Annotated in this window: 28 protein-coding genes and 1 pseudogene; 22 read left to right on the plus strand and 7 right to left on the minus strand. The window is 48.4% G+C overall.

The window, feature by feature from the left end:
* Positions 1-202: 202 nt before the first annotated feature.
* Entirely contained in the window at positions 203-742 is a 540-nt protein-coding gene (locus tag ACI7RC_RS12075) for an NAD(P)H-dependent oxidoreductase (protein ID WP_408108498.1), read from the plus strand.
* Between the two features lie 320 nt (positions 743-1062).
* Here ACI7RC_RS12075 and ACI7RC_RS12080 read toward each other — a convergent pair whose 3' ends face one another.
* Positions 1063-1377 (minus strand): hypothetical protein, encoded by a 315-nt coding sequence (locus tag ACI7RC_RS12080; protein WP_408108499.1) that lies wholly within the window; start codon positions 1375-1377, stop codon positions 1063-1065.
* Positions 1370-1993 carry a DUF1361 domain-containing protein gene (locus ACI7RC_RS12085; RefSeq protein ID WP_408108500.1) on the minus strand — a complete coding sequence of 208 codons (624 nt, stop codon included), beginning with the start codon at positions 1991-1993 and terminating at the stop codon, positions 1370-1372. The genes ACI7RC_RS12080 and ACI7RC_RS12085 overlap by 8 nt, the downstream gene beginning before the upstream one ends.
* 386 nt (positions 1994-2379) lie before the next feature.
* On the opposite strand from ACI7RC_RS12085, the gene argH reads away from it, so the two are divergent.
* The 5 genes from argH (at position 2380) to ACI7RC_RS12110 (ending at position 8854) form a co-directional block, all read left to right on the plus strand.
* The gene (argH, locus tag ACI7RC_RS12090; protein WP_408108501.1) at positions 2380-3885 is read left to right on the plus strand and encodes an argininosuccinate lyase; all 1506 of its coding nucleotides are present in this window, start codon (positions 2380-2382) and stop codon (positions 3883-3885) included.
* Positions 3886-4593, plus strand: coding sequence for a GntR family transcriptional regulator (locus tag ACI7RC_RS12095; protein ID WP_408108502.1), 708 nt, complete (start codon positions 3886-3888; stop codon positions 4591-4593).
* Positions 4594-4634: 41 nt separating this feature from the next.
* A complete protein-coding gene (locus ACI7RC_RS12100) occupies positions 4635-5660 on the plus strand; it encodes a TAXI family TRAP transporter solute-binding subunit (protein WP_408108503.1) in 1026 nt (341 codons plus the stop codon).
* A 152-nt stretch (positions 5661-5812) separates the two neighbouring features.
* Positions 5813-7774 (plus strand): TRAP transporter permease, encoded by a 1962-nt coding sequence (locus ACI7RC_RS12105; protein ID WP_408108504.1) that lies wholly within the window; start codon positions 5813-5815, stop codon positions 7772-7774.
* Positions 7775-7792: 18 nt separating this feature from the next.
* Positions 7793-8854, plus strand: coding sequence for an NAD/NADP octopine/nopaline dehydrogenase family protein (locus ACI7RC_RS12110; protein WP_408108505.1), 1062 nt, complete (start codon positions 7793-7795; stop codon positions 8852-8854).
* Between the two features lie 142 nt (positions 8855-8996).
* On the opposite strand, the gene ACI7RC_RS12115 is transcribed toward ACI7RC_RS12110, so the two are convergent.
* The gene (locus ACI7RC_RS12115) at positions 8997-10133 is read right to left on the minus strand and encodes a DUF2087 domain-containing protein (RefSeq protein WP_408108506.1); all 1137 of its coding nucleotides are present in this window, start codon (positions 10131-10133) and stop codon (positions 8997-8999) included.
* Between the two features lie 173 nt (positions 10134-10306).
* Between ACI7RC_RS12115 and ACI7RC_RS12120 the strand changes: the two genes are divergently transcribed.
* The 3 genes from ACI7RC_RS12120 (at position 10307) to ACI7RC_RS12130 (ending at position 12484) form a co-directional block, all read left to right on the plus strand.
* On the plus strand, positions 10307-10540 hold the full coding sequence (locus ACI7RC_RS12120) for a YwbE family protein (protein WP_408108507.1): 234 nt from the start codon (positions 10307-10309) through the stop codon (positions 10538-10540).
* 140 nt (positions 10541-10680) lie between these two features.
* Complete coding sequence (locus ACI7RC_RS12125) at positions 10681-12060, plus strand: aspartate kinase (RefSeq protein WP_408108508.1); 1380 nt, start codon at positions 10681-10683, stop codon at positions 12058-12060.
* A gap of 250 nt (positions 12061-12310) precedes the next feature.
* A complete protein-coding gene (locus ACI7RC_RS12130) occupies positions 12311-12484 on the plus strand; it encodes a hypothetical protein (RefSeq protein ID WP_408108509.1) in 174 nt (57 codons plus the stop codon).
* 13 nt (positions 12485-12497) lie between these two features.
* Here ACI7RC_RS12130 and ACI7RC_RS12135 read toward each other — a convergent pair whose 3' ends face one another.
* Positions 12498-13958: a HAMP domain-containing sensor histidine kinase gene (locus tag ACI7RC_RS12135; protein WP_408108510.1), complete on the minus strand. Its 1461-nt coding sequence runs from the start codon at positions 13956-13958 to the stop codon at positions 12498-12500.
* Positions 13955-14632, minus strand: a complete 678-nt coding sequence (locus ACI7RC_RS12140) for a response regulator transcription factor (protein ID WP_408108511.1) — start codon at positions 14630-14632, stop codon at positions 13955-13957. The genes ACI7RC_RS12135 and ACI7RC_RS12140 overlap by 4 nt, the downstream gene beginning before the upstream one ends.
* A gap of 250 nt (positions 14633-14882) precedes the next feature.
* Between ACI7RC_RS12140 and ACI7RC_RS12145 the strand changes: the two genes are divergently transcribed.
* From ACI7RC_RS12145 to ACI7RC_RS12200, 12 genes and pseudogenes are all read left to right on the plus strand, one after another.
* A complete protein-coding gene (locus ACI7RC_RS12145; RefSeq protein ID WP_408108512.1) occupies positions 14883-15149 on the plus strand; it encodes a hypothetical protein in 267 nt (88 codons plus the stop codon).
* 139 nt (positions 15150-15288) lie between these two features.
* Positions 15289-16134, plus strand: a complete 846-nt coding sequence (locus ACI7RC_RS12150; protein ID WP_408108513.1) for a COG4705 family protein — start codon at positions 15289-15291, stop codon at positions 16132-16134.
* 134 nt (positions 16135-16268) lie between these two features.
* The gene (locus tag ACI7RC_RS12155; RefSeq protein WP_408108514.1) at positions 16269-16613 is read left to right on the plus strand and encodes an MGMT family protein; all 345 of its coding nucleotides are present in this window, start codon (positions 16269-16271) and stop codon (positions 16611-16613) included.
* A 59-nt stretch (positions 16614-16672) separates the two neighbouring features.
* The gene (locus ACI7RC_RS12160) at positions 16673-17518 is read left to right on the plus strand and encodes a DNA/RNA non-specific endonuclease (RefSeq protein WP_408108631.1); all 846 of its coding nucleotides are present in this window, start codon (positions 16673-16675) and stop codon (positions 17516-17518) included.
* 401 nt (positions 17519-17919) lie between these two features.
* Positions 17920-18354: a YciI family protein gene (locus ACI7RC_RS12165; protein ID WP_408108515.1), complete on the plus strand. Its 435-nt coding sequence runs from the start codon at positions 17920-17922 to the stop codon at positions 18352-18354.
* Positions 18351-19616 (plus strand): RNA polymerase sigma factor, encoded by a 1266-nt coding sequence (locus ACI7RC_RS12170; protein ID WP_408108516.1) that lies wholly within the window; start codon positions 18351-18353, stop codon positions 19614-19616. Before ACI7RC_RS12165 ends, ACI7RC_RS12170 begins: the two co-directional genes overlap by 4 nt.
* Before the next feature lie 114 nt (positions 19617-19730).
* Entirely contained in the window at positions 19731-20168 is a 438-nt protein-coding gene (locus tag ACI7RC_RS12175) for a YciI family protein (protein WP_408108517.1), read from the plus strand.
* 214 nt (positions 20169-20382) lie between these two features.
* Entirely contained in the window at positions 20383-20649 is a 267-nt protein-coding gene (locus ACI7RC_RS12180; RefSeq protein WP_408108518.1) for a VOC family protein, read from the plus strand.
* A gap of 15 nt (positions 20650-20664) precedes the next feature.
* Positions 20665-21006, plus strand: coding sequence for a DUF1801 domain-containing protein (locus tag ACI7RC_RS12185; protein ID WP_408108519.1), 342 nt, complete (start codon positions 20665-20667; stop codon positions 21004-21006).
* A gap of 195 nt (positions 21007-21201) precedes the next feature.
* Positions 21202-21683: pseudogene (locus tag ACI7RC_RS12190) on the plus strand (IS1595 family transposase); the annotation flags it as partial.
* Positions 21684-22507: 824 nt separating this feature from the next.
* Positions 22508-23149 (plus strand): futalosine hydrolase, encoded by a 642-nt coding sequence (locus tag ACI7RC_RS12195; protein ID WP_408108632.1) that lies wholly within the window; start codon positions 22508-22510, stop codon positions 23147-23149.
* Positions 23146-23979, plus strand: coding sequence for a 1,4-dihydroxy-6-naphtoate synthase (locus ACI7RC_RS12200; protein ID WP_408108520.1), 834 nt, complete (start codon positions 23146-23148; stop codon positions 23977-23979). The genes ACI7RC_RS12195 and ACI7RC_RS12200 overlap by 4 nt, the downstream gene beginning before the upstream one ends.
* A 93-nt stretch (positions 23980-24072) precedes the next feature.
* Here ACI7RC_RS12200 and ACI7RC_RS12205 read toward each other — a convergent pair whose 3' ends face one another.
* On the minus strand, positions 24073-24729 hold the full coding sequence (locus ACI7RC_RS12205; protein WP_408108521.1) for a response regulator: 657 nt from the start codon (positions 24727-24729) through the stop codon (positions 24073-24075).
* A 200-nt stretch (positions 24730-24929) separates the two neighbouring features.
* Here ACI7RC_RS12205 and ACI7RC_RS12210 point away from each other — a divergent pair, with 200 nt between their 5' ends.
* A complete protein-coding gene (locus tag ACI7RC_RS12210; protein ID WP_408108522.1) occupies positions 24930-25616 on the plus strand; it encodes a sulfite exporter TauE/SafE family protein in 687 nt (228 codons plus the stop codon).
* Between the two features lie 7 nt (positions 25617-25623).
* Here the strand turns inward: ACI7RC_RS12210 and ACI7RC_RS12215 are convergent, their stop codons facing one another.
* Entirely contained in the window at positions 25624-26076 is a 453-nt protein-coding gene (locus ACI7RC_RS12215; protein WP_408108523.1) for a FixH family protein, read from the minus strand.
* Between the last annotated feature and the right edge of the window lie 43 nt (positions 26077-26119).

The raw sequence follows: 26119 nt of genomic DNA on the forward strand, positions 1-26119 counted from the left end.
TCCCTTGTTGTAAAAATCAGCAAGGGAGTTTGTCTGCAATCTGAGTACGGTTTACCGTACTGTCTACCGAATTCAGGTGACGTCTACGGTACGTTTCACAGGACCTAGTCCGAAAAAAAAGCGTACTTTGCAAAAATGAAATTCCACACAATAATGGGGGGGTAGATCGCGATCCTACGAAAAATAAGAGAGGATGATCGTCATGAAACTGATGGTTATTGCTGCACATCCCAATTTAAATCATTCCCGGGCCAATCGAGCATTGGCACGAGAACTAAAAAATCACACCGACATCCATTTTCGCGACCTCTATCAGGAGTACCCCAATTGGAGTATCGATGTAGAGAAGGAACAACAACTGCTGTTACAATATGACCGGATTGTGTTTCAGTTTCCCTTTTATTGGTATAGCTGCCCACCTCTTTTAAAAAAGTGGTTTGATGATGTATTGACGTTTGGCTGGGCTTTTGGACCCGGGGGAGATCATTTGAAAGGCAAAGAGTTCTTGGTCGCGACAACAACAGGAGGTACTGAGGGAGGATACCGTTCAGGAGGTGACAATTGGTTCACGATCAGCGAATTATTAAGACCGATACAAAGAACCCTCATGAGATGCAACGGCACCTATCTTCCCGCCTTCATCACCTATAATGCGGATAAAGGCTCGGATGAATATCTCGAACAAGAGGCTAAAAAGTATGCGGAACATATCCAGGCTTCCATGCGTGTGCTCGTTCATTAATCTTAAGACAAAAAAGAGCGAAACAAAACAGCCGCCCAAAACGTGAACATGTCGTTTTGGACGGCCATTCGTTTCTCACACGGTTTCACTGCTCAGTACCTGCAGTATTTCCAGCATCCTGTTCGTTAGGGGAGGGGGCAGCCGCGATACTCTCTTTTTTGGTAGTGCCAAGTATGACCGGGGCATGTTTATCCCTTTCCTTTAAAAGTTCCATTACGGCCAAAAACACCCTGTATTGGCGTTCTTTCTCCTTCAGACGAAGCGGAACTCTACTGTTTGATCTCGAAAGAGGATTTGATATTTTCGATTTTCACGATGTGTTAAGGTGACGTGTACAACCCGAAGCAAACGAACAGCAACAAATACTGCGTAAGCACAAGCAAATATACTTTCCTCCAGGTTTTTCGCTCTTGTTCATGCAGTTTTTGAAACGAATTGCAGGCTCGCTTTTCCAAAACAAAAATTTGATAAACATAAACATTGAGTCCAAATACCAAGAAAAGCCCAATCAAGAACCACATAATCGAGTTTTCGTATTGATACAAGAGTCTTGCCACATACAGCTGCGAGACTACGATGACCAATCCCAGTGCGATAAAAACCGCGACAACAATTGTAAGCTGATCTTCAATCATGCTTGGCACCTCTTGCATCCAAAAATAGCCAACAAACAAGCAGCTGCAAAACACTCAAATACACGATAAACAGGAGGGAATCACCATTTACAGAATCCATGAATTGACGAATGACAGAGAGTGGTTCCGTAAATACGTGGATCGTATGAAAGCGGAGAAATCTCCCGATATAGATTCCAATACTCGACAACAATACAAACAGGAGGAAAATCAATTTTTTCCACTTCAGGCGAGATAACAGAAGCTGCAACTGTTTGTGCATCAGTACAAAATAATAGACCGCTAACAATACGCCACATGTCAAAACGGAAAAATTCCACCATTCATGTAACACTAACCCTTGTCTAAATTTAAATGGAAACATATTTAGGTGAATCAAATCTGTAACGACATAAAAGATATTGGGAGATAACAGAATAAAAACGGTGTAGAAAAACGCGTTGAGCGGGAGCTCTTTCTTGCTTTTTCCGGTGAACAGGGGCAACAAAAAAGAAAGCTCCAAAGCTGCAAAGGCAAGAAACATGTTTAAAATCATAAACCAATACCTTGTATCAAAGACGAGTAAAAGTAAGATATAGAGAAAAAAACTGATACGTGCCTTGTTACGTTCGTTCATAATAAGGCTCCTTTACTATACTGGTTTTTCCTATAAAGGAAATTACCATTGTGTTAGGGGACTACTCCCGATTAAATAGACGAAACGAACAAATTAGTTGTTTCGTATTGTGCAATTTTTTCGAATCGAAGGCTACATTTAACGAGGTGAGGGTATGGATGTTACCCAACCTTTTCTGAGAATAGGGGATATTCAAGTTTATCAAGGGAGGGAAGAAGAAATATTTGTTTTAGGTATTATTTTCAAAAAATTATTGCCAAGTCTCGCTCTGTGGAGTATAATAATATCACGCAAGAAATTGTCCGTACATTATAACATACCAACATACTTACATACCAACATACTAACATACTTTATCATTAGATTTCTGAATTGGAGTGAACATTGTGAGAGAAAGATTGAAAGCAAATCCTGCAGAAGAAGTTATTCGATACCTTTTCGAGCCTGCGCTTCAGGCAGAGGTGAAACGCTCGTTTGAGACAATAATTCAAATCAATCAGGCCCACCTTAGTATGCTGGTCAGGCAAGGCATTGTACAAGCGGAGACTGCCCAAAAAATATTCGAGGCGATCAAAATGATGGAGGAGCAGGGACCGGAGCAGCTTGAGCTCGACCCAAACCTTGAAGAATTGTATTTTAATATGGAAGCTTTTATTATTAAGCAGGTGGGAGTAAATGTAGGGGGGCAGTTGCATACAGGTAGAAGCAGGAACGATCTGTACGCTACAGTGACAAGAATGAACACCCGCAAGTACATATTATCCATCATGGAATCTATCAATACACTCAGGTACTCCTTGCTGAGAGTGGCCGAATCACATGTAAATGTTGTAATGTCTGGATACACCCATTTACAGCCTGCCGAGCCGATTACGTTTGCCCATTATCTGTCAGCTGTGCTTCATGCGTTGAACCGAGACTATATGAGAGTAGAACAGGCTTTAAGGCACATCAACCTTTTGCCGCTTGGCGCGGGTGCGATGGCTTCCACCACGTTTCCGATCAATCGCAAGCAGACGGCGGAATTGCTCGGCTTTGACGACATTTTGCAAAATTCTCTCGATGGCGTCGCATCGCGGGATTATATTTTGGAAACGTTGTCGGCCCTGAACATTTTGATGTTGACCTTGAGCCGTTTTTGTCACGATCTGTACATTTGGTCAACGGAGGAATTTGCCATTGTGGAGGTGGGTGACTCAGTTGCCGCATGCAGCAGCATCATGCCGCAGAAAAAAAATCCGATTACACTAGAGCACATTAAAGCGAAGGCTGCTCACGTACTAGGGATATTGGTTTCCGCTTCGGCCAGCATCAAGAACACTCCGTATGGCCATTGCAGGGATGTGAGCGCAGAAAGCATCGCGTATGCGTGGAATGCATTTCACGAGGTAGAAGCTTCACTCCAGCTTCTCAGAGCGACCGTAGAAACTTTGAAGATAAAGGGAACCCGTATGCTTGAGAGGGTGACGGCTAATTATTCTACTGTAACTGAGCTAGCCAATACGCTCGTCCGTGAAACTGATGTATCGTTCCGGGAGGCTCATCACGTTGTTGCACATCTGGTGGCAGAAGCGCTTGAACAGGGAAGAGAAGCAAACGAGATCAACAGCTTGATGGTAAAGAACGCCGCAATGCGGGTACTTGGACGAGAGTTGCCCTTATCCGAGGAAAGCATTAAAATCGCGCTGAATCCGATATTGAATGTACAGTCCAAAAGTGTGCCAGGAGGGCCTGCCCCTACCGAGGTTCAAACCCAACTCGACTGTTTGAAAGAGAACATTGACAGTCATTCCGATTGTCTTGAACAACAAAAGGCGGCAATAGACGCTGCAAGAAAGTTGCTTGAAAGAGAAGTGAATCAGTTGCTGTCCTTACAAATTGGAGGAAGTTAAATGAATGAAATCAATGAAGAGAACGGTTTTCCCCTATATTACCAACTGAAAGAGTTGATCAAGAAAAAAATTGATAACGGTGAATGGAAGCAGGGGGATCAATTACCGAATGAACTGCACCTTGCCGAGGAGTACCAAGTGAGTCGTTCAACCGTTCGCCAAGCGATCCTTGATCTGGTCAGGGAAGGGGTCTTGTACCGAAAGCAGGGGAAAGGAACGTTTGTTTCAAAACCCAAGGTGGAAGGAGATCTTATCAACTTCTACTTTCCGACCGAATTAGGGACCAAGCACGACCCCATTCGTTTGAGCGAAATACCGTGTCCTGCGTCCACTGCCAAAATTCTCGAGGTAAACACGGACGAACCTGTTTATGAAATAGTCCGTCTACGTTACTTTGGAAATGAACCAGCCGCAATCGAGACGTCATACGTTCCGGCTGTGTTAGCTCCCGGACTACTCAACTACAAGCTGGAAGGAAAGTTGTATGACTTGCTACCGCAAGTTTACGGTCTCAACATTTCTAAAGCGAAAAACTACATTGAGCCGATTTTGCTGGATCGGGTGGAAGCAAAGCTGTTGGAAGTTGACAGAAGCCAACCCGCCTTAAAAATGACAAGACTAGGCATGTCTCTGCAAGGTAAGCCGGTTATCCTGACAATAAGCAAAATAAGGGGGGACAGAGTAAGAATGTTTATCCATTCAGGATGACCTGTTCATACATATCTTTAGAAACAAGAGGAGGGTTTTATTTGAAGGGGAAGCAAGGCATCGTCACGCTGCTGGCGTTAATCTCCACCCTGTCGATTCTGTTCGCAGGGTGTGGGACAACCCAAGAGGGGCAAACTCCATCCAACCAAGGGCAAGCAAAGCCGGTAGAAACCAGGCTGCTGTTGGGGACGTCCAGTCAAGGGGGCACCTATTATGTCTGGGGAGGCGGCTGGGCCAAAATCATGGGGGAAACTGTGCCTGGGACCGACATTTCCGTCGAGGTCACCGGTGGTCCTGCGTCCAATATACAATTGATTCAAAAGGGAGAAATGGATTTAGGATTTGCCACAAGCTGGCTCGCCGGGGAAGCGTATAGCGGTACGGGCTGGGCTAAAGAGAAGTACGATCAGATTCGTGCAATCTTCCCTATGTACGCAAGCGTGATGCATATATACTCCCTTAAGGACAAAGGGATTAAAACGATTGGTGATTTTAACGGGAAGCATGTTACTACAGGTGCCCCCGGCAGTACCAGTGATCTAGCCGGGAGGGCACTATTGGAAGTATTAGGCGTTAAGCCGAGCAAAATCAGCAGTTTGCCAACCAATACGGCAATTGACAACCTTCGCGACGGTACGGTGGACGCAGGATTTGCCGTCACTGGGGTCCCCGGACCGTTTATGCTCGATCTTGAAACGACCCACACTATCCAACACATTGGGTTGAGTCAGGAAGAGATGGACAAGGTAATTGGCCAATACCCTTATTGGTCGCAAGGAGTCATACCAAAAGGAACGTACAAACACCAAACAGAAGATACGCCCGTCGTTGCGTTCTGGAACATCGCCATCGCTTCCAAAAACTTATCAGAAGATTTAGTCTACAACCTTGTAAAGGCAACTTTTGAGAAACACGAAGCCTTGTTGGCCGTCGATCCTTCAGCAAAAGAAACAATTATGGAGAATGTGATTAATAGTACTATACCACTTCATCCGGGGGCAATCAAATACTACAGAGAGAAAGGGATGCAAATTCCGGACAACCTGATTCCCGAAGAGGCGAAATAATTCGGAAAACTCTTCCCTTCTTCTTAAGCCTTGCTCTCAACGTCTTCTTAAGCCTTGCTCTCAACGGGAAGGTCCAATTCCCGTATGTGTGTAGCGGTTTATAGAGCAAAAACATCATGCCGGGTTACATTCGGAAAAAGGAGATGGTTGCCATGTCGAAGCGGCAAGAAATGGATTCGCAAGGCGACACAGTGATCGATGAAGCAAAGTTGGAGGAAGGCAACGTGAAACGCGAGTTGGGAGGGTTCTCACGTAAACTGATTACGGCGATCGCGATATTCATGTCTGCTTTTCACATCTGGGTACTCGGATTTTACCCGGTTACCCCATGGATTTTATATACGCTTCATCTCGGTCTGGCGGGGGTTCTGGTGTTTTTTTTATACCCGATGAGCAACAAAGGGTTGCGTAACACAATCCCCCTTTGGGATATCTGCCTTGCTCTCTTGATGGCGGCCGCTACAGGATATTTTATTCTGGAGATGGACGAACTGATCTATCGGATTGGGGTTGCGCCAACTGCTTGGGATCTGGCTGCAAGCGCGATTATTGTCATTCTCGTGCTTGAGATCACTAGGCGCACAACCGGTATGATTCTTCCCGTCCTCGCTATCATTTTTATTCTGTATGCCCGCTATGGGAGCAACCTGCCTGGCATCCTGGGGCACCGCGGCTATAACTGGGATCGGATTCTCAGCTATTTGACCAGTTTGGACGCTATCTACAGTGTCCCGATCGGCGCTTCTGCCAGCTTTGTGTTTCTCTTCATCTTGTTTAGCTCGTTTTTGAACGCTACCGGGGCGAGCAAATTTTTCATCGATTTTGCCTTGGGTGTAGCGGGTGGAACGAGAGGAGGTCCGGCAAAAACGGCCATCATTTCAAGTGCCTTGTTTGGTTCCGTTTCCGGAAACTCGGTAGCTAATGTGGTATCGACAGGGGTTTTTACGATCCCGTTGATGAAGAACATTGGGTATTCTCCCCGTTTTGCCGCTGCAGTTGAAGCGGTGTCATCCACCGGCGGACAAATCATGCCGCCCATTTTGGGATCGGCTGCATTTATCATGGCACAGTTAGTCGGTGTTTCCTACCTGGAGATCGTCATAGCCTCGATCATTCCTGCTCTTCTTTACTTTTTGACCGTTTATATCATGGTAGATTTGGAAGCGGTTAAATTAGGGCTAAGAGGCCTCCCTAAGTCGGAATTGCCTGTTGTTAAGCAAGTGTTGGTGAAGGACGGATATTTGGTTATTCCGCTGCTTGTGCTTATTTTTGTGATGACAATTATGAAAGCAAGCCCGATCAAAGCAGCCATTTGGGCAATTGCCTCGACGCTGATTGTGACTGCCTGGAAGAAAGCAACACGTATGGGCCTATCCCGGATTCTTGACTGTCTGGCGAAAGGAGCGGAGTCCGCTTTAGGGATGATTGCTGCTTGTGCTACTGCCGGAATCATCATCGGGGTTCTCAACCTGACAGGTACGGGGCTGAAATTTGCCGGTTTGGTTATCTCTTTATCTGGCGACATTCTGCCGATCGCGCTCATTTTGACGATGCTCGCCACCAGCGTGCTTGGAATGGGGCTTCCCACCACCGCGGCTTATCTGATTACCGCTGCCGTGGTAGCACCGGCACTGGTACAAATGGGTGTCTCTACATTGAGTGCGCACATGTTTGTGTTTTACTACGCTTGCTTGTCGGCGATTACCCCACCAGTAGCCTTGGCCGCCTATGCAGGCGCGGGAATTGCCAAAGCGAAACCGATGCTGGTTGGGATCACTGCAGTCAAATTAGGGTTGGTTGCGTTTATCGTTCCCTTTATGTTTGTCTACGGACCCTCTCTACTTTGGCAGGGATCGATTTGGACCATTTTAACTTCCACCATGACGGCTGTCATCGGTTCAATCGCTCTTGGTTCCGCACTACAAGGATGGTTCTGGGGGAGAAAAGCAAACGCGTTGAGCAGAATCATCCTCGGGATCGCCGCTATTGCCCTGATCAAACCGGGCATTCTTTCTGACTTGATCGGGATTGGCCTGATTGGCTTTGCTTTCCTTCTTAGGTACGTAATATTTTCTGAAAAGGTTGATGATTCCCTTTCTTCCACTAAATTCTAACGATAGGAGGACGTTTTCGTGAAATTTGCCATCATAGGTGCCGGTAATGGAGGTCAATCGATGGCCGCTCATCTTACTCTGAGCGGTCAGGAGATATCACTGTATGACATACAAACTGATCTCGTTAAGAAAATAAACCAGTTGGGAGGGATTACAGCCGAGGGTGTTGTAAACGGCTTTGCCTCTATTACCGCCACTACAAACCTGGGAGAGGCGGTCCGGGGAGCGGATGCTATTATGATTACGACAACCGCTGCCGCCCATCAACATGTCGCGAGGTCCATCGCACAATATTTGGAGGAAAACCAGATCATTATGATCTTTCCCGGTTACTGGGGCGCTTTGGAATTTGCTAATGTTCTGGAAGAAACCGGGATTAACAAGCGAGTCATTCTTGCAGAGACAGAATCACTTATTTATACTTGCCGCTATACCGAGCCAGGGAGGGTACATATCCGTAAAGTAAAAGATAGCCTGGAATTTGCCACTTTCCCGTCAGGTGATGCCGCTGAAGTGGTGGAGCGGTTGAAAGCAGTCTACCCGCAACTTGTCCCCACAAACAGTATCGTCAGAACTACGCTAAACAATGTCAATCCGGTTTTTCACGTTCCCATAACACTCTTGAACACAGGGAGAATTGAGTCAGAAGGAGACTTTTTCTTCTATCCGGACGGAGCAAGTCCATCTGTGGTAAACGTGGTCGAAGAGATCGATCGGGAACGGATGGCACTCGGTCGCGCGCTTGGGGTGGAACTTTCCACTTCTCTGGAGCTGCTTCGCCGTTTCTATCAGGTAGAGGCCGACAGTTTGTACGAGGGCATTCAATCCAATCAGGCGTACAGAGCGGGTCGTGCACCTACCACGCTGCGTTACCGCTATATCTATGAAGACATTCCCTACGGTCTTATTCCCATGGTAGAATTGGGAGAACGGTTGGGATTGAAGATGCCAGGTATGAACCTGTTGATCGATCTGGCTTCTATCGTGATGAAGGAAAATTTACGGGAGAAAGGCTTACACCTGAGCAATCTCGGTTTGGCTGACCTTTCTAAGGAGGAAATCGTTCGTCTGTTGTCGTAATCACTAACAATATGCATATGGCCACCCCCTGTGAGAATTGATACTATCACTCCTCACAGGGGGTGGCTTTTTTGTTCGTAGAACGATTACTTACCGCATCCAGTCGGCCTCCAACCTGGCATTTATACCGTGATTATAGAGATTACTTGTTCGGCTGGGAGTTGTAGCCTTTGTCCCCATAGGGCTTCAGCTTATCCAGCCATTTTTCCTCCAGCTTTGCCAGTTCATCTGCAGCATTCCAGAAGGCGTCTTCTTTTACCTTCAAGACTTCCAACACCTCGAAAACGAAGGCTTCCTCGCCGTATTCATTCCACTCCTTTTGGAGCGCTTTGTTAATGTGCGAACCGTTTTGCAGCTGAAACTTCTTTCCGTTTATGGTCTTCAAGTTCATCGTGCTGTCGACCAGGACCTTTTGATTTTTCGTATTCTTGATCTGGTAGACGCCGGCCTCTGTTTTCATTTCTTTGTACTGCAGCTTCAGTTCTTTCTTTCTGTCCATCTGCTCTCCCGCCTTTCCTGCTTCATTAGTCTTCAGCCAATATTGGCTGCCGTCCGGTTCTCTTTCCAGCAACGAGTGATCGATGAGATTTCGCCTCAGCAAGACGTAATCATGATATACATCCTGCAAAATGTGGTTGACTTCCTTTTCATCATACGTCCGGCCGCTTTCAAAGCGCTTGGTGGCCTCTTGCAGGACAACCAGCTTGTGTTTTTCCTTCCGGGGAAGACTGTAGAGGGGGCCGCTTGTTCCTTCCGGAAAGTATTTACGCAAGATCTTTGTTCTTTCATCCTGTTCGTCAGGGGAGGGGGTCGCCGCGATACTCTCTTTTTTGGCAGTGCCAAGGGTGGCCGGGGCATGTTTATCCCTTTCCTTTAAGAGTTCCATAACGGCCAAAAACACCCTGGATTGGCGTTCTTTCTCCTTCAAGACGAAGCGGTGGTTGCGAATGGTGGAAGCACTTCCGATCCCCAGCTCTTGTTGGATTTCGGCATCGCTTTTTCCTTGGTAAAACAGCCGCAGGAGAAGAGTCTGATGCTCCGTTAAACCTGTTAATTTCTTATCCAACTGGGTTAGATAATCGAAGACGGAATGGTGTACGTTATCGATGTGGCGCCGCATGTACCTTTCCGCTTCATAGAGAAGGCCGTCGGCGGGGTAGACGATCCCGGTCTCAACCTCATTGCCGCAAAGCAGGCAGACGTAATGATCGCCTTCCAATCTATAGCCGCGCTTCAATTCTTCCAAGGTAGCATTCCAAAACGCTTCGGAAACACTCATTAAGCAAACACATCCTTACAACGTTTGTCTCATAATAGACAATTTACTATTTAGTCTAGAGGAAGTCAAGCGATCCTGATTTTGGCCGGTTTTATCGCCGGGCCGCCGCGGTCATCCCATCCCTTTTCCTTCTCTGCGATAATTGATAACCTAGGAGATGGGCAGATATTCACATGAAAAGGAGCAAGCCAGACGAAATGACGATCAAAAACGGACAAAACCGCAAAGACATCCACCCAGGTCTCGAAGTGGAGATCGTTTTGAAAAAGGATCAAAAAACCGGAAAGACCACACGCGGGATTGTCAAAGACATCCTGACGAATTCGGCTCATCACCCGCACGGAATCAAGGTCCGCCTTCAGGATGGGCAGATCGGCAGGGTTCAGGCGATTATCGAGAAATCGTAATATCCGTGTCCACCCCAAAAGAACACTTGTCTTTTTGCGAAAAGTCATTTACCCTAGAATCATGCGTGTAGATGACCGACCGCATACAACTGCCGATAAAGAGCTTTTTACAGCTTGGATAGATAGTGGAGGAGACGGAGATGAAAGTAGCAAAATTCGGGGGAACCTCACTCGCGAGCGCAGCCCAGATCAAGAAAGTGTGTGACATCATCAGAGCAGATGTCAAGCGGCGCCTGGTCGTGGTTTCGGCACCGGGAAAACGATTCAAAGAAGACATCAAAGTGACGGACCTCTTGATCGCCTACGGAGAAAAATACCTCGCGGATGGTGAAGCAGAAGAGTTCAAACAAAAGATCTTCCAACGTTATACGGAAATTGCCGAGGAGCTTCAGCTCTCCCGGGAGGTCGCGGAAACGCTCACAGCCGACCTGCAGGAAGTCCTGACGGCCAAAAATACAGCGGACGCTGCCCGGTTTATCGATGCGGTAAAAGCGGCAGGGGAGGACACTTGCGCCAAACTGGTGGCTTATTACCTGAGGAGCTTGGGCGAAGATGTCGAGTATGTCAATCCTTTCGACGCAGGGCTGTTCGTCACGGATGAAGCAGGAAACGCCCAGGTCCTTCCGGAATCATACGAACGGCTCAGCGCTTTGCAGGATCGCAAAGGAATCGTGATTTTCCCCGGCTTTTTTGGATACACGAAAGAAGGGATCCTGGTCACGTTTTCCCGGGGCGGCTCAGACATCACCGGCTCGATCCTGGCGGCTGCCGTCAAGGCAGACTTGTACGAAAATTTCACCGATGTCGACTCCGTCTATGCCGTCAATCCGAATTTGGTGAAGCATCCCAAAGAAATTCGCGTGATTACATACCGCGAGATGAGGGAGCTTTCCTATGCGGGCTTTTCCGTGTTTCACGAGGAAGCGCTGCTCCCGGCATACCGTGCGGGGATTCCGGTGTGTGTAAAAAATACGAACAATCCGAGCGCTCCCGGCACGATGATCGTATCGGAGAGAGAGGCCAGCGAAAATCGGGTGTCCGGCATCGCCAGTGATACAGGTTTTTGCAGCATCTACGTCAGCAAGTACCTGCTGCATCGGGAGATCGGGTTTGGACGGCGCCTGCTGCAAATTCTCGAAGAAGAGGGATTGTCGTACGAGCATACTCCTTCGGGAATCGACAATATTTCCGTCATCCTGCGCAAAAGGGACTTCACCGATATCATTCGATCCCGAGTGGTGGATCGAATCCGCCGGGAATTGCAAGTTGATGACATTTTTATCGAGGAAGACCTCGCCCTCGTCATGATCGTCGGGGAGGGCATGAGACATTCTGTCGGCACTTCCGCCAAAGCGACGGCTGCGTTGGCGAAGGCAAAAGTAAACCTGGAAATGATCAATCAAGGCTCGTCTGAAGTCAGCATGATGTTCGGAGTAAAAGAGGTAGATGCGGACCGGGCCGTCATTGCTTTGTACAACGAGTTTTTTGCCGATCAACCACAATCGCTGCAGGCGATTTGAGTGAAACGACGCAGACAATCAGATGTCCTTCTGTCAGAAGGGCATCTTTGTCATTTTGGGAAAAACGGTGTATGATTTTTACAAACAACCAGAGAAAGAGGCTGAGAGATTGCCCGCGAACCCTAACATTCATCCCGAATGCGCTGCAGCCATTCGCCGTTTGATGCAGATAAAAAACCCAAAGTTCCAAGACTTTGCAGATTTGCGAACATACGGAAATGATCGATACTCTGAGATGGGCTGGGAGGAATTGAAACAATATCTGAACCCAACGACGATGCGGATTGTTGAACAATTTGACGATGAGGCCAACATTTTGTCAGCTTTGCGGTGGGTAGCCCGCGGACTGCCTGTTCCGTTAGCCATTCGCAAGGTATGGGCCGACCATTCCATGTATAGATACAAGTCGCCAAACAGAGAGTAAATGAAAAAGCGGTTTATCGGGGGAACGGCATGACGCCGTTCCAAGCAGACTCCGTTTTTGCGTTATGATTGATGGTACCTGTTCGTGGAAATGTAAGAAAAATGGTTGTTCCCTGCCCAAGTTCACTTGTTACCCGGATATGACCATGATTGGCTTTTACCAGACGTGACGCTATAGATAACCCCAAACCATATCCCGCTTTACCGCTTCGGGCTTTATCAACACGGTAAAATCGATCGAATATATACGGCAACTCTTCCTCGGAGATCCCTACACCAACATCCTGCACGACAAAAGTAACATCTTGACCTGTTTCGGCGACCGCTACCAAGATGTATTTCTTTTCTGTCGAATACTTTATTGCGTTGTCAATGAAGATGGACATGACTTGTTCAAAATGATTGGGTCGAACTGCGATGTGCACGCCTTCACCTGGGAAAATCGTTTCGATCTGAAAGTCAGGGTACAGCATGCTGAATTTCTCAACAACCACATTAAGAATGGGCGAAGCGTCGATTGTTTCGATAGGCGGTAGATCGCGATCGGTCTCAGTGCGACTAAGCTCTAGCAGCTCTACAACTAGCGCTTTCAATCGTTTGCTCTCATGCAGGGCAGCATCCAAAGATTCTTCCAAAACGGCGGGATCATCCTTGCCCCATCTTTTTAACAACGATAATTGTCCTTCAATTACCGCAATAGGCGTACGAAGTTCATGGGATGCGTCCTCAATAAACTGCTTTTGTTGTTGAATCGATTTCTCCAGCTTATCCATCATTTCATTAAAGATCATCGCCAGTTGGGAGATTTCATCTCCGTTTTGAAAAACTTCCACATGCTGTGTCACGCCGGTATTGCGTATCATTTTCATCGTCGCAGTGATCGCTTTCATCGGCCTGACAATCTGACCAGCCAAGAGATATCCGCCAAAACTACTTACGATTAGGGCTAATAGACCCGCACTGAAAGTGAACCACCAAAGGACGCTATTTAGCTCATCGAAGCTTTCCAAATTGCGAATCACCTCCACGGTACCTGCAACTGATGGAGATGATATGGGTGTTCGCATCACCAATAGATGGTCTTCCCCATGCCAAACCTCTTGCATTAACGGTGTTTTTACAGATGCGGGAGAAACCCAATCCAAAGGAACGCCCTGCGTTAAAGTTAAGATAGGTTTACTATTTTTGTCGAGTATCCGAATTAGTTGATCGGATTCGTTCATACTCCGTAAAAACTCACTACTGGAGTGAAGCTGTTCGTAGGATAGAGATCTTCCCTGGTCAGTTATATAACTGTAAATTTCCGAAGTCGTTTTTTGGATGCGTTGTTCTTCTTGATTGTAAGACCATTTACTGATAATACCGTATTGAATCCATCCAAATAGATTAAACAGTACAAACAGAAGACATGATGATGACAGTACTAGCCTCCACTTGATAGGTAAATTGGCAAATCTTTTTGCTAAGTTTTTCATAATCGAACCACATATCCTATACCGCGTACCGTCTGAATGATGCTTTCTTCTTCCGGACGATCTACTTTGCTTCGCAAATAACGTACGTAAACGTCTACTGTGTTAGGTTCAACAGGAGTATGAACACCCCAGACTTCATTCAGAATCGCTTCTCGAGACAAAACGCGATTGATGTTTTGCAAAAACATAAAAAATAGATCAAACTCCCGTTTGGTTAATTCAATTACTTGATCATTTCGTTTTACCTCTCTCGCTTCCATATCGACAGTGATATCCTTATAAGTCAACATAGAATGGGACGAGTCATTACGAGGACCTGTCCGACGGGAAAGGGCACGCATTCGCGCGAGTAATTCCTCAATGGCAAATGGTTTAACAATGTAGTCGTCAGCACCGCTGTCCAACCCGGATACCCGATCCAGGACGCTATCCCGAGCAGTTATCATTATGATTGGGATCTGTTTTACACTGCGCACGCGGCGACACACTTCTAATCCGTTCAAATTTGGCAGCATTAAATCAAGCAGTAGCAAATCCCATTCTTCAGCCATTGCTTTTTCAAGACCCATTCTCCCATCTTCAACGACCGTCACGGAGCAGCCTTCGTGTTTTAACTCCAGTTCAATAAAGCGAGCTATATTTTTCTCATCCTCAATCACTAGAACTTTGTTCATTGTTTTTCCATCCTTTTATGAGATGAGTATCGTTAAATCATTACATATCTTATATCAGAATTATGGAGATCTGATAGAAAAAGAGAAATTACATGAAAATCTAATCAACTTTTAATGAGATTTTCATGTACTACAAAAATACAGCGTCTCAGCGAAATCAAATGTATTCTTAAGGACAATTTCATTCGCGTTTTTTTAAGATGAACTTGTCACAAACAAGATGTGACAAACATGATAGGAGGGATTACTGATGAATAAAAAATGGTTGGCAACTGCACTGTCGTTAGTTGTTGTGGGAGGAATTGGAGCCGTATCATATAACTCAGTTTTTGCGGCTTCACCTAAAAATAGCCCGGCAGCCGTACACACAGTCCAAGATGTTCAACATGGACAACTTCAAAATGGCAATGTAAAAAACGCTGTTAGCGACCAAAATCAGCAAGACAATGACAAGGAAGTGGCTGACGACCAAAATCAGCAAGACAATGACAAGGAAGTAGCCGACGACAAAAAATAACAAGAAAATCCTTTTGTGATAATTCCCCTCAAAGGTGACAGTGTACGGCAAGGCCCGAACTATGACTTTGAGGGGATTTTTCAAATAAAGATTTTCGTGAAAGTTACAAAAATACGAGATCATAAGGTGGAATTCATAGATGGAATATTATCAGCAGGATCAGGATAATCGGAAAACTCCATCCATTTCTGACAAAATCGCTGCCGCTCCACAGCGAGGGCGACAGCTGATGAACAAGGTTCCCGAGGTTACGATTTTCTTCTGGATCATCAAGGTCCTGTCAACAACGGTAGGCGAGACGGCTGCAGACTTCCTGAACTTTAACCTGAACTGGGGCTTGACCAACACGACCTTTGTCATGGCTGTCCTCTTGCTCATCGCGCTGTTCTTCCAGTTTAGATCGAAGAAGTATGTGCCAGGATTCTACTGGCTCACAGTCGTACTTATCAGTGTTGTCGGCACACTGGTCACCGACAACCTCGTGGACAACTTCGGGGTCGCTCTTGAGACTACCACTATTATCTTCACCTTCGTGCTGCTTGCGACCTTTACTGTTTGGTACGCGAGCGAGAAGACACTGTCCATTCATTCCATCTTCACGGCGAAGCGGGAAGCATTTTATTGGCTGGCAATCCTGTTTACCTTCGCCTTGGGTACGGCAGCAGGCGACCTCACATCCGAGGGTCTCAACCTCGGTTACTGGAAATCGGCGATCATGTTCGCTGCACTGATCGGAGTGGTGCTCATCGCTTACTATCGCTTCAAGCTGCATGCAGTGCCTGCTTTCTGGATCGCCTACATCTTGACCCGTCCTCTTGGTGCCTCGCTTGGTGACTATCTTTCACAGCCTCGCGCTGAGGGTGGACTTGGTTTGGGAACAGTGGGAACTAGCATAATCTTCCTCGTAACGATCTTGAGTTTGGTCATTTACTTGACGAAAACGAGAAGAGACGAGATTTTGCTCCCGAGCTCAGCTGAGGAGTAGAGCAAATCTCTTCGATTGACCACATGAGTTCATTCGAATGGTATAATAATGCAGAGGGTAAAGTTCTTTTTCCACTCAGGCACGAGTATTTTCTTTGAAGCCGGTACAACGAAACACAAGGATGGTAGATGAGCATGGAGCGTTTTACCGAAAGAGCGGTTGACATAATCAAACGGATTCCCCCGGGAAAAGTGATGACATACGGGCAAATCGCGGCATTGGCCGGCAGCCCGAGGGGAGCCAGACAAGTCGTCAGAATTCTTCACTCCATGAGCCGAAAGCATCGACTGCCCTGGCACAGAGTCATCAACGTAAAAGGCGAGATCGGGTTAAAGGACGATGAGTTTTATACTAAGCAGCTGCTCTATCTCCAGGGTGAAGGCGTGGAATTTACGGACGGGCAGCGCGTAAATTTAGCCGTTTATCAATACCATCCAAGCGGGAGAGATCTGCCGTTCGACCCTGACTTGGAAGTATAATGGATAAAAAGGGAGTCCAGTCCCTAAAGACCATGTAAACGAAAGGAGTGGACAGCGTGATGACGGGTTACGATCCTTTGTTTCTTGGTGAGGAGGTTCCGCTGCCCCTTTTGCAGGGAAAAACGGCGGAAGATGCGCTGCAGGATGGAAGAGTGTATGACTTTACCCACTTTTCGATTGTGATGAATGCAAGGCGGAGGTTCGCGGTCTTTTCTGCCGCGTGCGTAGATGAAGGCAAGTTTTTGGAGATTCCAAGGAATAACAAATCGTGGCACTTCGATGAGCGGATCGGTGCAGAATATCAAGTTGGCCCTGAATACTACGTCCAGAACGACTACGACCGCGGACATTTGACGCGAAGAAAAGACGTCTGTTGGGGAACGCGCCAGGAAGCGGAAAAAGCGAACTACGACTCGTTTTGTTACGCCAATATCGCCCTGCAGCACCATAACTTCAACACGGGGATCTGGAACTGCCTGGAGGACTGGATTCTCTATCGTCTGAAAAATGAGAAAAAAATGCTCGTGATCACTGGTCCGATTTACAAGGAAACAGATGAGGAGTACTGCGGAGTCAACGGCAGGCCCGGCTGCCGGATACAGGTTCCGTTTGGCTTTTGGAAGAGTGTGTTTTTTGTCAACACGCAAAATCGTATCACAAACATGTCGTTCCTCATCCGGCAGAGTCCGGATCATTTGAACGAAGCATGTGAATATCAACGCCTGGAGACGTATCAAGTGCCACTCAGTACAATCACCAGAGAAACGGGGCTGCTGTTCAAGCCCGGCCTCTATGAAGCAAACCCGCTGTTCGTAGCGGTCAGCGGCTTGGCGGAAACAGAGCTTGACACCGCTCCAGTCAGACAGGTGATTCACCAGGCAGCAGATTTGATCATGGAGAGATAGTGAAACAATTGGGCTGAGAGGTTTTGACTAGGAGACTGTCCAAAAGGCAGCCATTGCCTTTTAGACGGTCTCTTTGTCTATGTTTTCGGCAGCCGAATCTGATCGCTTTTGCACAAATGAGGGTTTTATGAAGGTTTGCCTGTCGGTTCATGACGATAAAGGCATGAAAAGGCTTTGTGCTACATGGCTCATTGCGAATGTAATTCCATTTTTTGGCGGCAGGAACTTTATTTCCTGACGCCGAAAAATGAGTGTACTTAAAATAATAGGGAGAACCAAAAAAATTTTTAACGGGCTGTCGATTCAGTCAAGTTTCATTCGTCGTATACTTAGAGGCGGATATACTCGGACAGTTATGATACCGGTGTACAAGCTTCACTTTTAAACTGGAGGTACCAAAAATGAGATTTATGATGATTGTGAAAGCCACTACAGATTCAGAGGCAGGGACTCTACCCAGCCAAGATCTTATTGATGCCATGCAGAAATATAACGAGGAATTGGCAAAGGCCGGTGTTTTGCTCGCTGCTGACGGACTGCAGCCCAGTTCAAGTGGTATCCGAATTTCCTATCCGGAGCCTGGAGGCAAACCAAAGGTGATCGACGGTCCGTTCACGGAGGCCAAGGAATTGATCGCAGGATATACACTGATCGAAGTCAAATCAAGGGAAGAGGCGATTGAATGGGCGTTGCGCATGCCGGATCCCCATGGATTTGGACAGGGCGAAATTGAGCTTAGACAAGTGTTTGAGGCGGAGGACTTAACGAACAATCCTGAATGGCTGGCGAACGAAGCAGCACTTCGCAAACAGCTTAAGGAGCAGAAGAAAGCGTGACGTTGTCCCATACTCATCGGACCATTGACGCCATATGGCGAATGGAATCAGCAAAGCTGATAGCGGGGTTGACGAGAATGGTACGGGACGTGGGTCTCGCGGAAGACCTTGCCCAGGATGCCCTGCTGATTGCCCTTGAACGATGGCCGGAGACCGGCATTCCAGACAAGCCGGGTGCCTGGCTGATGACAACAGCCAAACGGCGAGCGATCGATCTGATACGAAGGACCAAACTCCGTGACGAGAAATACGCAGAGATTGCCCGCCATACGGATTTGTTTACAGAAGAAGACGTGGATCGTGCTTTAGACGGGGAGATCGAAGATGATCTCCTTCGTCTGATCTTTATGACTTGCCATCCGGTATTGTCACAGGATGCCAGAGTTGCCTTGACGCTGCGCCTGTTATGCGGGCTTACCACTGATGAAATCGCACGTTCTTTCCTTGTCGCCGAATCAACGATAGCCCAGCGGATTGTCCGGGCAAAGAGAACGCTAAGCGCGGAAAAGGTTCCTTACGAGATGCCGGCAGGAGAAGAACTCCAGGAACGCTTGTCTGCCGTACTCGAAGTCATTTACCTGATGTTCAATGAAGGGTATTCGGCAACCTCCGGGGATAATTGGATACGTCCGCTGCTCTGCCAGGAGGCGCTCAGACTGGGGCGCATACTTGCCGAGATCATACCTCACGAACCGGAAGTTCACGGACTGGTTGCTCTAATGGAGATACAATCCTCGCGGTTAAAAACACGGGTCAGTGCCACGGGCGAACCCGTACTTTTGATGGACCAAAACCGGGCGCGGTGGGACCGCCTGTTGATCCGCCGCGGCTTGGCGGCACTTGAGCGCTGCCAGAAGCTGGGACGGCCGCTCGGTCCTTACTCGCTGCAGGCTGCGATCACTGCTTGCCATGCTCAGGCGCCTACTGCTGCCGAAACGGATTGGATCCGCATTGCAGCCCTGTACGAAGCACTCTCCAGAGCATCGCCATCGCCGATCGTCGAACTAAATCGGGCAGTCGCCATCTCCATGGCCTTTGGTCCTGCTTTCGGACTGCAGATTGTGGACGAGCTTGGTACCGAACCTTCCCTGAAGGAGTACCATCTGCTGCCAAGCGTTCGCGGCGATCTTCTGGTGAAGCTGGGGCGGTTCGAGGAGGCCCGGGCGGAATTTGAACGGGCGGCGTCGATGACCCGAAATCTGCGTGAGCAGAAGCTTTTACTGAATCGAGCCGCAGAATGTGAGTCTGAAGCTTCGAATTAATTTTTTCTGCTGCCTTGTCGATTAGATGGTTTCCCGTTCGTCGTCATAATAGGGGAAGGGATACGGCATCCAGTAGCTGCCTCAAGCCATCTTCCCACTAGGAGGGGAACCATCATGCGATATATGTTAATGGTCAAGTCGACAGGGTACTCGGAGGCGGGGGTAAAGCACGGGCGGGAATACAACGATGCCATGATTGCGTTCAGGCAGTCTTTGGCGAGAGCCGGTGTACTCCTTGCGGCAGAAGATCTTCAGCCTAGCTCCAGCGGGATCAGGATTACGTATCCATTACAAGGGGGAAAACCTGAAGTGAATGTCGGCCCATTTCCGGTGGATCAACAGCTGATTGCCGGCTATACGCTGATCGATGTGACAACAGAGGAGGAGGCTGTGGAGTGGGCGCTTCGGATGCCGGTCCCAATCAGCCATGGTGAATATGAAATCGAGATGCGGAAGCTTCAAGAGAATCTTGATGCGATGCGCGACCCCAGAGCACTGGCTATGGAAGGCGATTTAGAGGACCAGATCAACATGCTAAAAAAATATAAATAATTTCATTACCCTTGTCGAATTCACCAATGTTCATTCGTCGTAATTATGAAATGACAAAATTTAATGGAAAGGTTGTTGAAAAATATGGGAGCACAATTAAACCCTTTTGTGATGTCGGAGGATGCCAGAAGCCAGGCCAATTTTTACGTAGAAGCACTCGGCGGGCAAATTCTCTCTCACTACGTTCGGTGAGATGCCGGGAACCCCGGAAGCGGTGAAAGATAAAGTCATGCATATGGCTTTGACGGTAGCTGGAACGAATACGCTGATGATGAGCGATTCCTTTGAACCGGTATCCGGCAGCCGCAGCATCTGTCTTGCCTTGACCTTTGACGATGAGACGGAAGCAAAAACGGCATTTGCCAAACTCAGCGAGGGTGGTGAAATCAAGTATCCTTTTGCCCTTCAGCCTTGGGGGGCTTATGGTGAAATCGTAGATAAGTTCGGAGTGACGTGGCAGATCACCAAACCCAATAGATAAAGGAGCGATGCTTGAATGAACCAGGAAGTAACTGATTTTATTGAAGCGATAAAGGAACCTTGGCAGAAGGAACTGTCCACTCATTTGCGCGAGCTTGTCCACAAAGCCATTCCGGACGCGCATGAACGTGTTCAGTATAAAAAACCCCATTTTTTGAAAAACGGAAAATACGCCGCTGTCATCTCCACATCGAAAGACGCGGTTAGCTTTACAATCTTTCATACTGCCGAGCTGGAGCTTCCGGAAGGCATGTTCGATGGTCCACCGGAAAGGAAAACACTGAAGCTGCGCAAAGGGGATACGTTTGATTCCGGGCAGTTGGTGTCATGGATTAGCCAGGCTTCAGGCTCACTTTAATCGCACGGGAATTTCGAATAAGTGGATTGCCATTTGCTTGTCGTACCTTTGTGGCAGACACGGCGGCTTGAATAGGGCTTTCTTATATCGCCCTATTTAAGCCCCTGTTTTTTTGATTGGCTCTTTTCGTGTAGATTGTTGCTATTTTGCCCATACTCCCAAAAATGATAAAATTCCGGAAAAGAGTGTTGAGCGATGTGGCAAGATGTTTACGCTGATTTTACTGATATACCTAAACAAGACCAAATTACGCTTTTTAATCGCCTAAAAGTAGATTTTTTCTCTACCGAAGAGGATTCAGGCTCACGTATCTTGGAAAGTGAACTAAATATTTCCGTATGATGATAGACGAATACACCTTGCCTAAAATTGCCGAAGAGCTTAATATTCACATCTCTACTTGCTTCTATTGGAGACACAAGATTCGATTTGCGTTACGTTCGTTAGGTTTTGAAGGATTGAAAGGTATTGTAGAAAGCAATGAAACCTTCTTCAAAGAGCCTTTTAAATGTCGTAAAGTTGAAGGCAGAGAACCTAAAGAGCGTGGTGGAAAAGACCCAAAAAGAGGAATTAGTGGTCTTAAAATCGCTGTTGTTGTAGCCCAAGACCGTAACGGTCAAGTAGTAATAGGAAAAGCTGGTCGTGGACGTGTACGAGCGGAGGAAATAGATGCAGTAGCTCTTATTGAACTAAAGCACCCCGTTAATAATAAGAAACAAGTATTTAATTTAATATTTACTATCGGCTGTAAGTATCAAAAATGCACCAATAACTAAGACAAGGATAAATGCCATTAAAGCTAAACCGAAAACATAAGGCTTTAAGAAAATACTTATAAGAACGATAGGAGACCCAACCATAGCGAATATTGACGCAAATTTAGTATAACGGATAAGATTTGGAGAGATTTCAGGTTCTTCTTTATACATCCACCTTTTTCCAAGTAAAATACTATCTTCTGGGCAATTATAAGTCCAAATCAAGAATCCATATAATGGAATCATAAAAATTACTGTTATGAAAATATCACTTATCATATTGTTCCCCACTAATTAATTTTTAATAGTAAGTCTTGTTCAATAAGAAAAATGACCGCCGCAGCAATTCTTATTTGAGGTATTCGACAAATTCGGATATTTTTCCTTCATCTTGAACTAAACCGTTAGTTGAACAAATATTATGATAATTATACTATGAATGGTTACTTTTTCCTATTTTTTATCTGTTATTACATAGCAACAAAGTTTCCGAAAACAGCCTTTTGATTTCATCGAAACTGCTCCTCCCGGATAAGAAATCTTCCTTACACTTAGAATGAAGAAACCTCTTTACATAAGTCAGAGATAGCGCTAACGTTGAAAGTGATCGTTTGGACAAGGATAGGGACATCCTTCTGCCCGAACTAGTGAAGATCTCGTTGCAACCTACACAAAAGGAGATTGGAAAAGTGAATGTAGAAAGTTCTCCAGAATCCTCAGACTCCCGTCAACAGGAAGCGGGGATGCGCGTGCTGGTAATGACCTCCGTCCAGGCCGAACGGGACGCCGTCTTGCGCGGACTTAACGGCTGCGGCCGCTTTGACGTTATCGTTGGCGGCGTTGGACCAGCGGCAGCTGCTGCCAGCACAGCCACAGCATTGGCTGCTAATCGGTACGATCTGGTCATCTGCGCCGGAATCGCAGGCGGTTTTGCCGGGATGGCGGAATTGGGCTCGATCGTAGTGGCGAGCGAGATTGTCGCCGCCGACCTGGGAGCCGAGACACCGGAGGGTTTTTGCAGCCTGGACAAGCTGGGATTCGGAACCGCCCGCGTTCCGGTCGACAGCGATCTCGCCGGCCAGGTGGCCAAGGCGATGCAGGCCGCCGGACTGGCCGCAAAGACCGGCCCCGTCCTCACCGTATCGACGGTGACAGGTACGGCCGAGACGGCTGACGAGCTGGCCCAACGGGTGGCGGGTGCGGCCGCCGAGGCGATGGAAGGGTACGGCGTCGCGACTGCGGCTCATCAAAGGGGACTGCCGATTCTGGAAATTCGATCCATATCTAACCAGGTCGGGCCGCGCAATCGGGCAGCCTGGCGGATCGAAGAAGCTTTGCGTGCGCTGGAATCAGCAAGTTCAGTATTACGGGAGGTATTATCATGAAGATTGCTTTTTCACCATGTCCCAATGACACCTTCGTCTTCCATGCCTGGGTGCACGGTCTCGTGCCGGGTGCGCCGAAGCTGGACGTGACGTACGCTGACATCGATATCACCAATGGCTTGGCAACTCGTCCCGACGGGCCGGAGGTGCTCAAGATCTCGTATGCAGCCCTGCCCTGGGTGTTATCCGAGTACGCGCTGCTGCCTTGCGGGGGAGCGCTTGGCAGAGGCTGCGGTCCTCTGGTGTTGACCAAAGGCGCCACGGCTGACCCGGCTGTGCTGTCCGGCCGCCGGGTAGCGGTACCCAGTGAACGGTCGACGGCCTACCTGCTGTTCCGACTGTGGGCAGCCCAAAACGTTCCGGGTGGTGTGGGCGAGATCGTCGTGATGCCGTTCCACCAAATCATGCCGGCTGTCCGCGACGGTCTGATCGATGCTGGTCTGGTGATCCACGAGGCCCGTTTCACCTACCCTTCGTACGGACTGACGCTGTTGGCAGACCTCGGCAACTGGTGGGAGACCGACACAGGTCTGCCGATTCCGCTCGGCGCCATCATCGCCCGCCGGACACTTGATTTGGACGCGATCGCGGGCTGGACACGCGCGTCGGTCGAATACGCCTGGGCCCACCCGGAAGCGTCGCAGGAGTACGTGATGTGCCACGCTCAGGAGCTGGCTCCCGAGGTTGCCAAAGCCCATATCGATCTGTACGTAAACAAGTTCACCGCCGATTTGGGCGAAGACGGGTACGCGGCGGTAACCGGCCTGCTCGACCGGGCTGCACGGGAAGGACTTGTGCCAGAAGTGGATTTGGCCGCGCTGAGATATTGACGATTGGAAGCAAGAGAGTCGCGCCGCTTCAACGCCATTGTGCCGTTGAAGCTGGCGTATTTTTTTTGCCGGAATCCGCTGCTTTTTTAGGAACTATTTCTGTCCCTGCCTGGTTAAACCGTGCCTAACGGCGTAAGAGGCAAGCTGCACGCGGTTTTCGAGCTGCAGCTTCTCCAACAGATTTTTGATGTGATTCTTTACGGTATTTTCCGCGATCACGAGAGTCTTGGCGATCTCGCGATTGGTGACGCCGGAGGCGACGTATTCCAGGATTTCTTTTTCCCGGGACGTCAGGACGCTGGGGAGAGGATCTTCATTCGTCCCTTCGCGAAACTGGTAAAAAATACGTCCGGCGAGCTCACGTGAAGTCTCCGTATTCCCTTGCATCAGCGAATGCAGGTAGGCCAGCCAGTCATCCGGGTCCATATTTTTCAACAAGTATCCTTGGGCCCCGAGCTGGATCGCGGCGAACAGATCCTTGATGTTGTCGGATACGCTTAAGATGACGATTTTGACGGTTGGAAACGCCTCTTTGATTCTCCGCGTCGCTTCCAGGCCGTCCCATACCGGCATGTGAATGTCCATGAGCACGAGATCAGGTGTCAGTTGGCGGCACAATTCGTATGCTTCGGGACCGGTGGTTGCCTCGCCGACAATCGTAAACAAATCACTCTCAGCCAGTATAGAGCGAATGGCTTCCCGCGCATGGGGATGATCGTCTGCCAGGATGACGCGACAGGTTGCGCTCAACGAAATTCTCTCCTTTTTGCTGGTTTGCAAAAACACCCATTCTCTTATCATACGAAACGGCACGTCCAAAAAGAAATAGCCCGATCGAGCCAGCTTGAAAAAGCGTCGGCTCTCGTATGATTAGGTATGATAACACGATATGGCAGGCGAATGGCAGCCGATCGTGCCAGCGCTGACAAACGGGGCGGGGGGAGAGGAATATGTACGGAAGCATCTATGAGTATCTGTTGGTCGTGCTGACCGGCTTGGCCAGTGCTCCACACTGTATCGGGATGTGCGGGGGGATCATGTCTGCCTGGACACTGCATTCAAAAGCGCCCCTGCTGCAGACGGTCATGGCCTATAATCTCGGCAGAATCATGACGTATACGGCTGTAGGCGCATGTATGGGATTTGTCGGTTCATTCGTCGATGTGGCCGGCGGCCTCGTGGGGGTCCAAGGAGCAGCCAATATACTGGGCGGACTGTTCATTCTGCTCTGGGTAGGGAAGAAGCTGGCCATTCCGCTGGCAAAATGGAGCCCCCTTCGGCTTCCTGCGGTTCAACGAGCGCTCGCCCGCACAAAAGGGGAAAAGGCCCTGGCACCTGTCTTTTTCAGCGGCCTCTTGCTCGGGTTCTTGCCCTGCGGCTTAACGTATGCCATGGAGATGAAAGCGGCCGCGACGGGGAGTATGTGGGAAGGGGCCTTGACATTAGCCTGTTTTGGCCTAGGTACACTGCCGGCTTTGCTGTGCGTCGGGGTGTTTTCCATCGTGCTGGGGAAGGCGCTGCGCACAAAGGTGCTGCTCTTCGCCAATGTTCTCGCAGCATGCATCGGCTTTGTCCTGATCATGCGGGGTCTGGTCATCAGCGGCTGGATTCCCAGTATCAATCCCTGGCTTTGGTGATCCGGCATCAGGGCTGCGCATCGAAGACAAACTGGGAGGTGATGGTTTGTCCTTCCTTTTCCACGACGATCTGCGCGACCCACCGGCCCACCATCGTCGGAATCAGCTTTGCGGTAAAGACACCGTCCGGCTCGCGCTCGGCAGAGAATGACAGTTCGCCGTGATCCATTTCCGGCATCGACAGCTTTACCGTTACGACAGCGTCTTTTCGCCCTGCTTCCTGTTCGCTTGGCAGGGAAATCTGCAGCTCGTTTTCCACGAGGATTTTGACCGGCTCCGACACCAGGTGGTATTGCAGCCCATCCTGCTGTGTGCTTGTCTCGGCCTGTTCAGGTTGCGCTGCAGCCGGTGCCGCTGCGGTAGCATGTTGATGGCCTTGCGCAGAGCAGGCGGTGATCCAGGGTACCCCTGCTGCCAGTACGCACAAAAGAATCACGAGGGATCTTCTGCTTTCGCTCATAAGTCCATCTCCCCTTTGCAAAAGAATGTATTTCTATATATAG

The sequence above is a fragment of the Brevibacillus sp. B_LB10_24 genome, assembly GCF_046036945.1.
Taxonomy (GTDB): Bacteria; Bacillota; Bacilli; order Brevibacillales; family Brevibacillaceae; genus Brevibacillus_C.

What these genes read in the sequence shown, in the direction of transcription:
- ACI7RC_RS12075 (WP_408108498.1), top strand. Translation starts at nt 203, where the DNA reads ATGAAACTGATGGTTATTGCTGCACATCCCAATTTAAATCATTCCCGG.
- ACI7RC_RS12080 (WP_408108499.1), bottom strand. Translation starts at nt 1,377, where the DNA reads ATGATTGAAGATCAGCTTACAATTGTTGTCGCGGTTTTTATCGCACTG.
- ACI7RC_RS12085 (WP_408108500.1), bottom strand. Translation starts at nt 1,993, where the DNA reads ATGAACGAACGTAACAAGGCACGTATCAGTTTTTTTCTCTATATCTTA.
- ACI7RC_RS12095 (WP_408108502.1), top strand. Translation starts at nt 3,886, where the DNA reads ATGAATGAAATCAATGAAGAGAACGGTTTTCCCCTATATTACCAACTG.
- ACI7RC_RS12105 (WP_408108504.1), top strand. Translation starts at nt 5,813, where the DNA reads ATGTCGAAGCGGCAAGAAATGGATTCGCAAGGCGACACAGTGATCGAT.
- ACI7RC_RS12115 (WP_408108506.1), bottom strand. Translation starts at nt 10,133, where the DNA reads ATGAGTGTTTCCGAAGCGTTTTGGAATGCTACCTTGGAAGAATTGAAG.
- ACI7RC_RS12120 (WP_408108507.1), top strand. Translation starts at nt 10,307, where the DNA reads ATGAAAAGGAGCAAGCCAGACGAAATGACGATCAAAAACGGACAAAAC.
- ACI7RC_RS12125 (WP_408108508.1), top strand. Translation starts at nt 10,681, where the DNA reads ATGAAAGTAGCAAAATTCGGGGGAACCTCACTCGCGAGCGCAGCCCAG.
- ACI7RC_RS12135 (WP_408108510.1), bottom strand. Translation starts at nt 13,958, where the DNA reads ATGAAAAACTTAGCAAAAAGATTTGCCAATTTACCTATCAAGTGGAGG.
- ACI7RC_RS12140 (WP_408108511.1), bottom strand. Translation starts at nt 14,632, where the DNA reads ATGAACAAAGTTCTAGTGATTGAGGATGAGAAAAATATAGCTCGCTTT.
- ACI7RC_RS12145 (WP_408108512.1), top strand. Translation starts at nt 14,883, where the DNA reads ATGAATAAAAAATGGTTGGCAACTGCACTGTCGTTAGTTGTTGTGGGA.
- ACI7RC_RS12150 (WP_408108513.1), top strand. Translation starts at nt 15,289, where the DNA reads ATGGAATATTATCAGCAGGATCAGGATAATCGGAAAACTCCATCCATT.
- ACI7RC_RS12155 (WP_408108514.1), top strand. Translation starts at nt 16,269, where the DNA reads ATGGAGCGTTTTACCGAAAGAGCGGTTGACATAATCAAACGGATTCCC.
- ACI7RC_RS12160 (WP_408108631.1), top strand. Translation starts at nt 16,673, where the DNA reads ATGACGGGTTACGATCCTTTGTTTCTTGGTGAGGAGGTTCCGCTGCCC.
- ACI7RC_RS12165 (WP_408108515.1), top strand. Translation starts at nt 17,920, where the DNA reads ATGAGATTTATGATGATTGTGAAAGCCACTACAGATTCAGAGGCAGGG.
- ACI7RC_RS12175 (WP_408108517.1), top strand. Translation starts at nt 19,731, where the DNA reads ATGCGATATATGTTAATGGTCAAGTCGACAGGGTACTCGGAGGCGGGG.
- ACI7RC_RS12185 (WP_408108519.1), top strand. Translation starts at nt 20,665, where the DNA reads ATGAACCAGGAAGTAACTGATTTTATTGAAGCGATAAAGGAACCTTGG.
- ACI7RC_RS12195 (WP_408108632.1), top strand. Translation starts at nt 22,508, where the DNA reads ATGCGCGTGCTGGTAATGACCTCCGTCCAGGCCGAACGGGACGCCGTC.
- ACI7RC_RS12200 (WP_408108520.1), top strand. Translation starts at nt 23,146, where the DNA reads ATGAAGATTGCTTTTTCACCATGTCCCAATGACACCTTCGTCTTCCAT.
- ACI7RC_RS12210 (WP_408108522.1), top strand. Translation starts at nt 24,930, where the DNA reads ATGTACGGAAGCATCTATGAGTATCTGTTGGTCGTGCTGACCGGCTTG.
- ACI7RC_RS12215 (WP_408108523.1), bottom strand. Translation starts at nt 26,076, where the DNA reads ATGAGCGAAAGCAGAAGATCCCTCGTGATTCTTTTGTGCGTACTGGCA.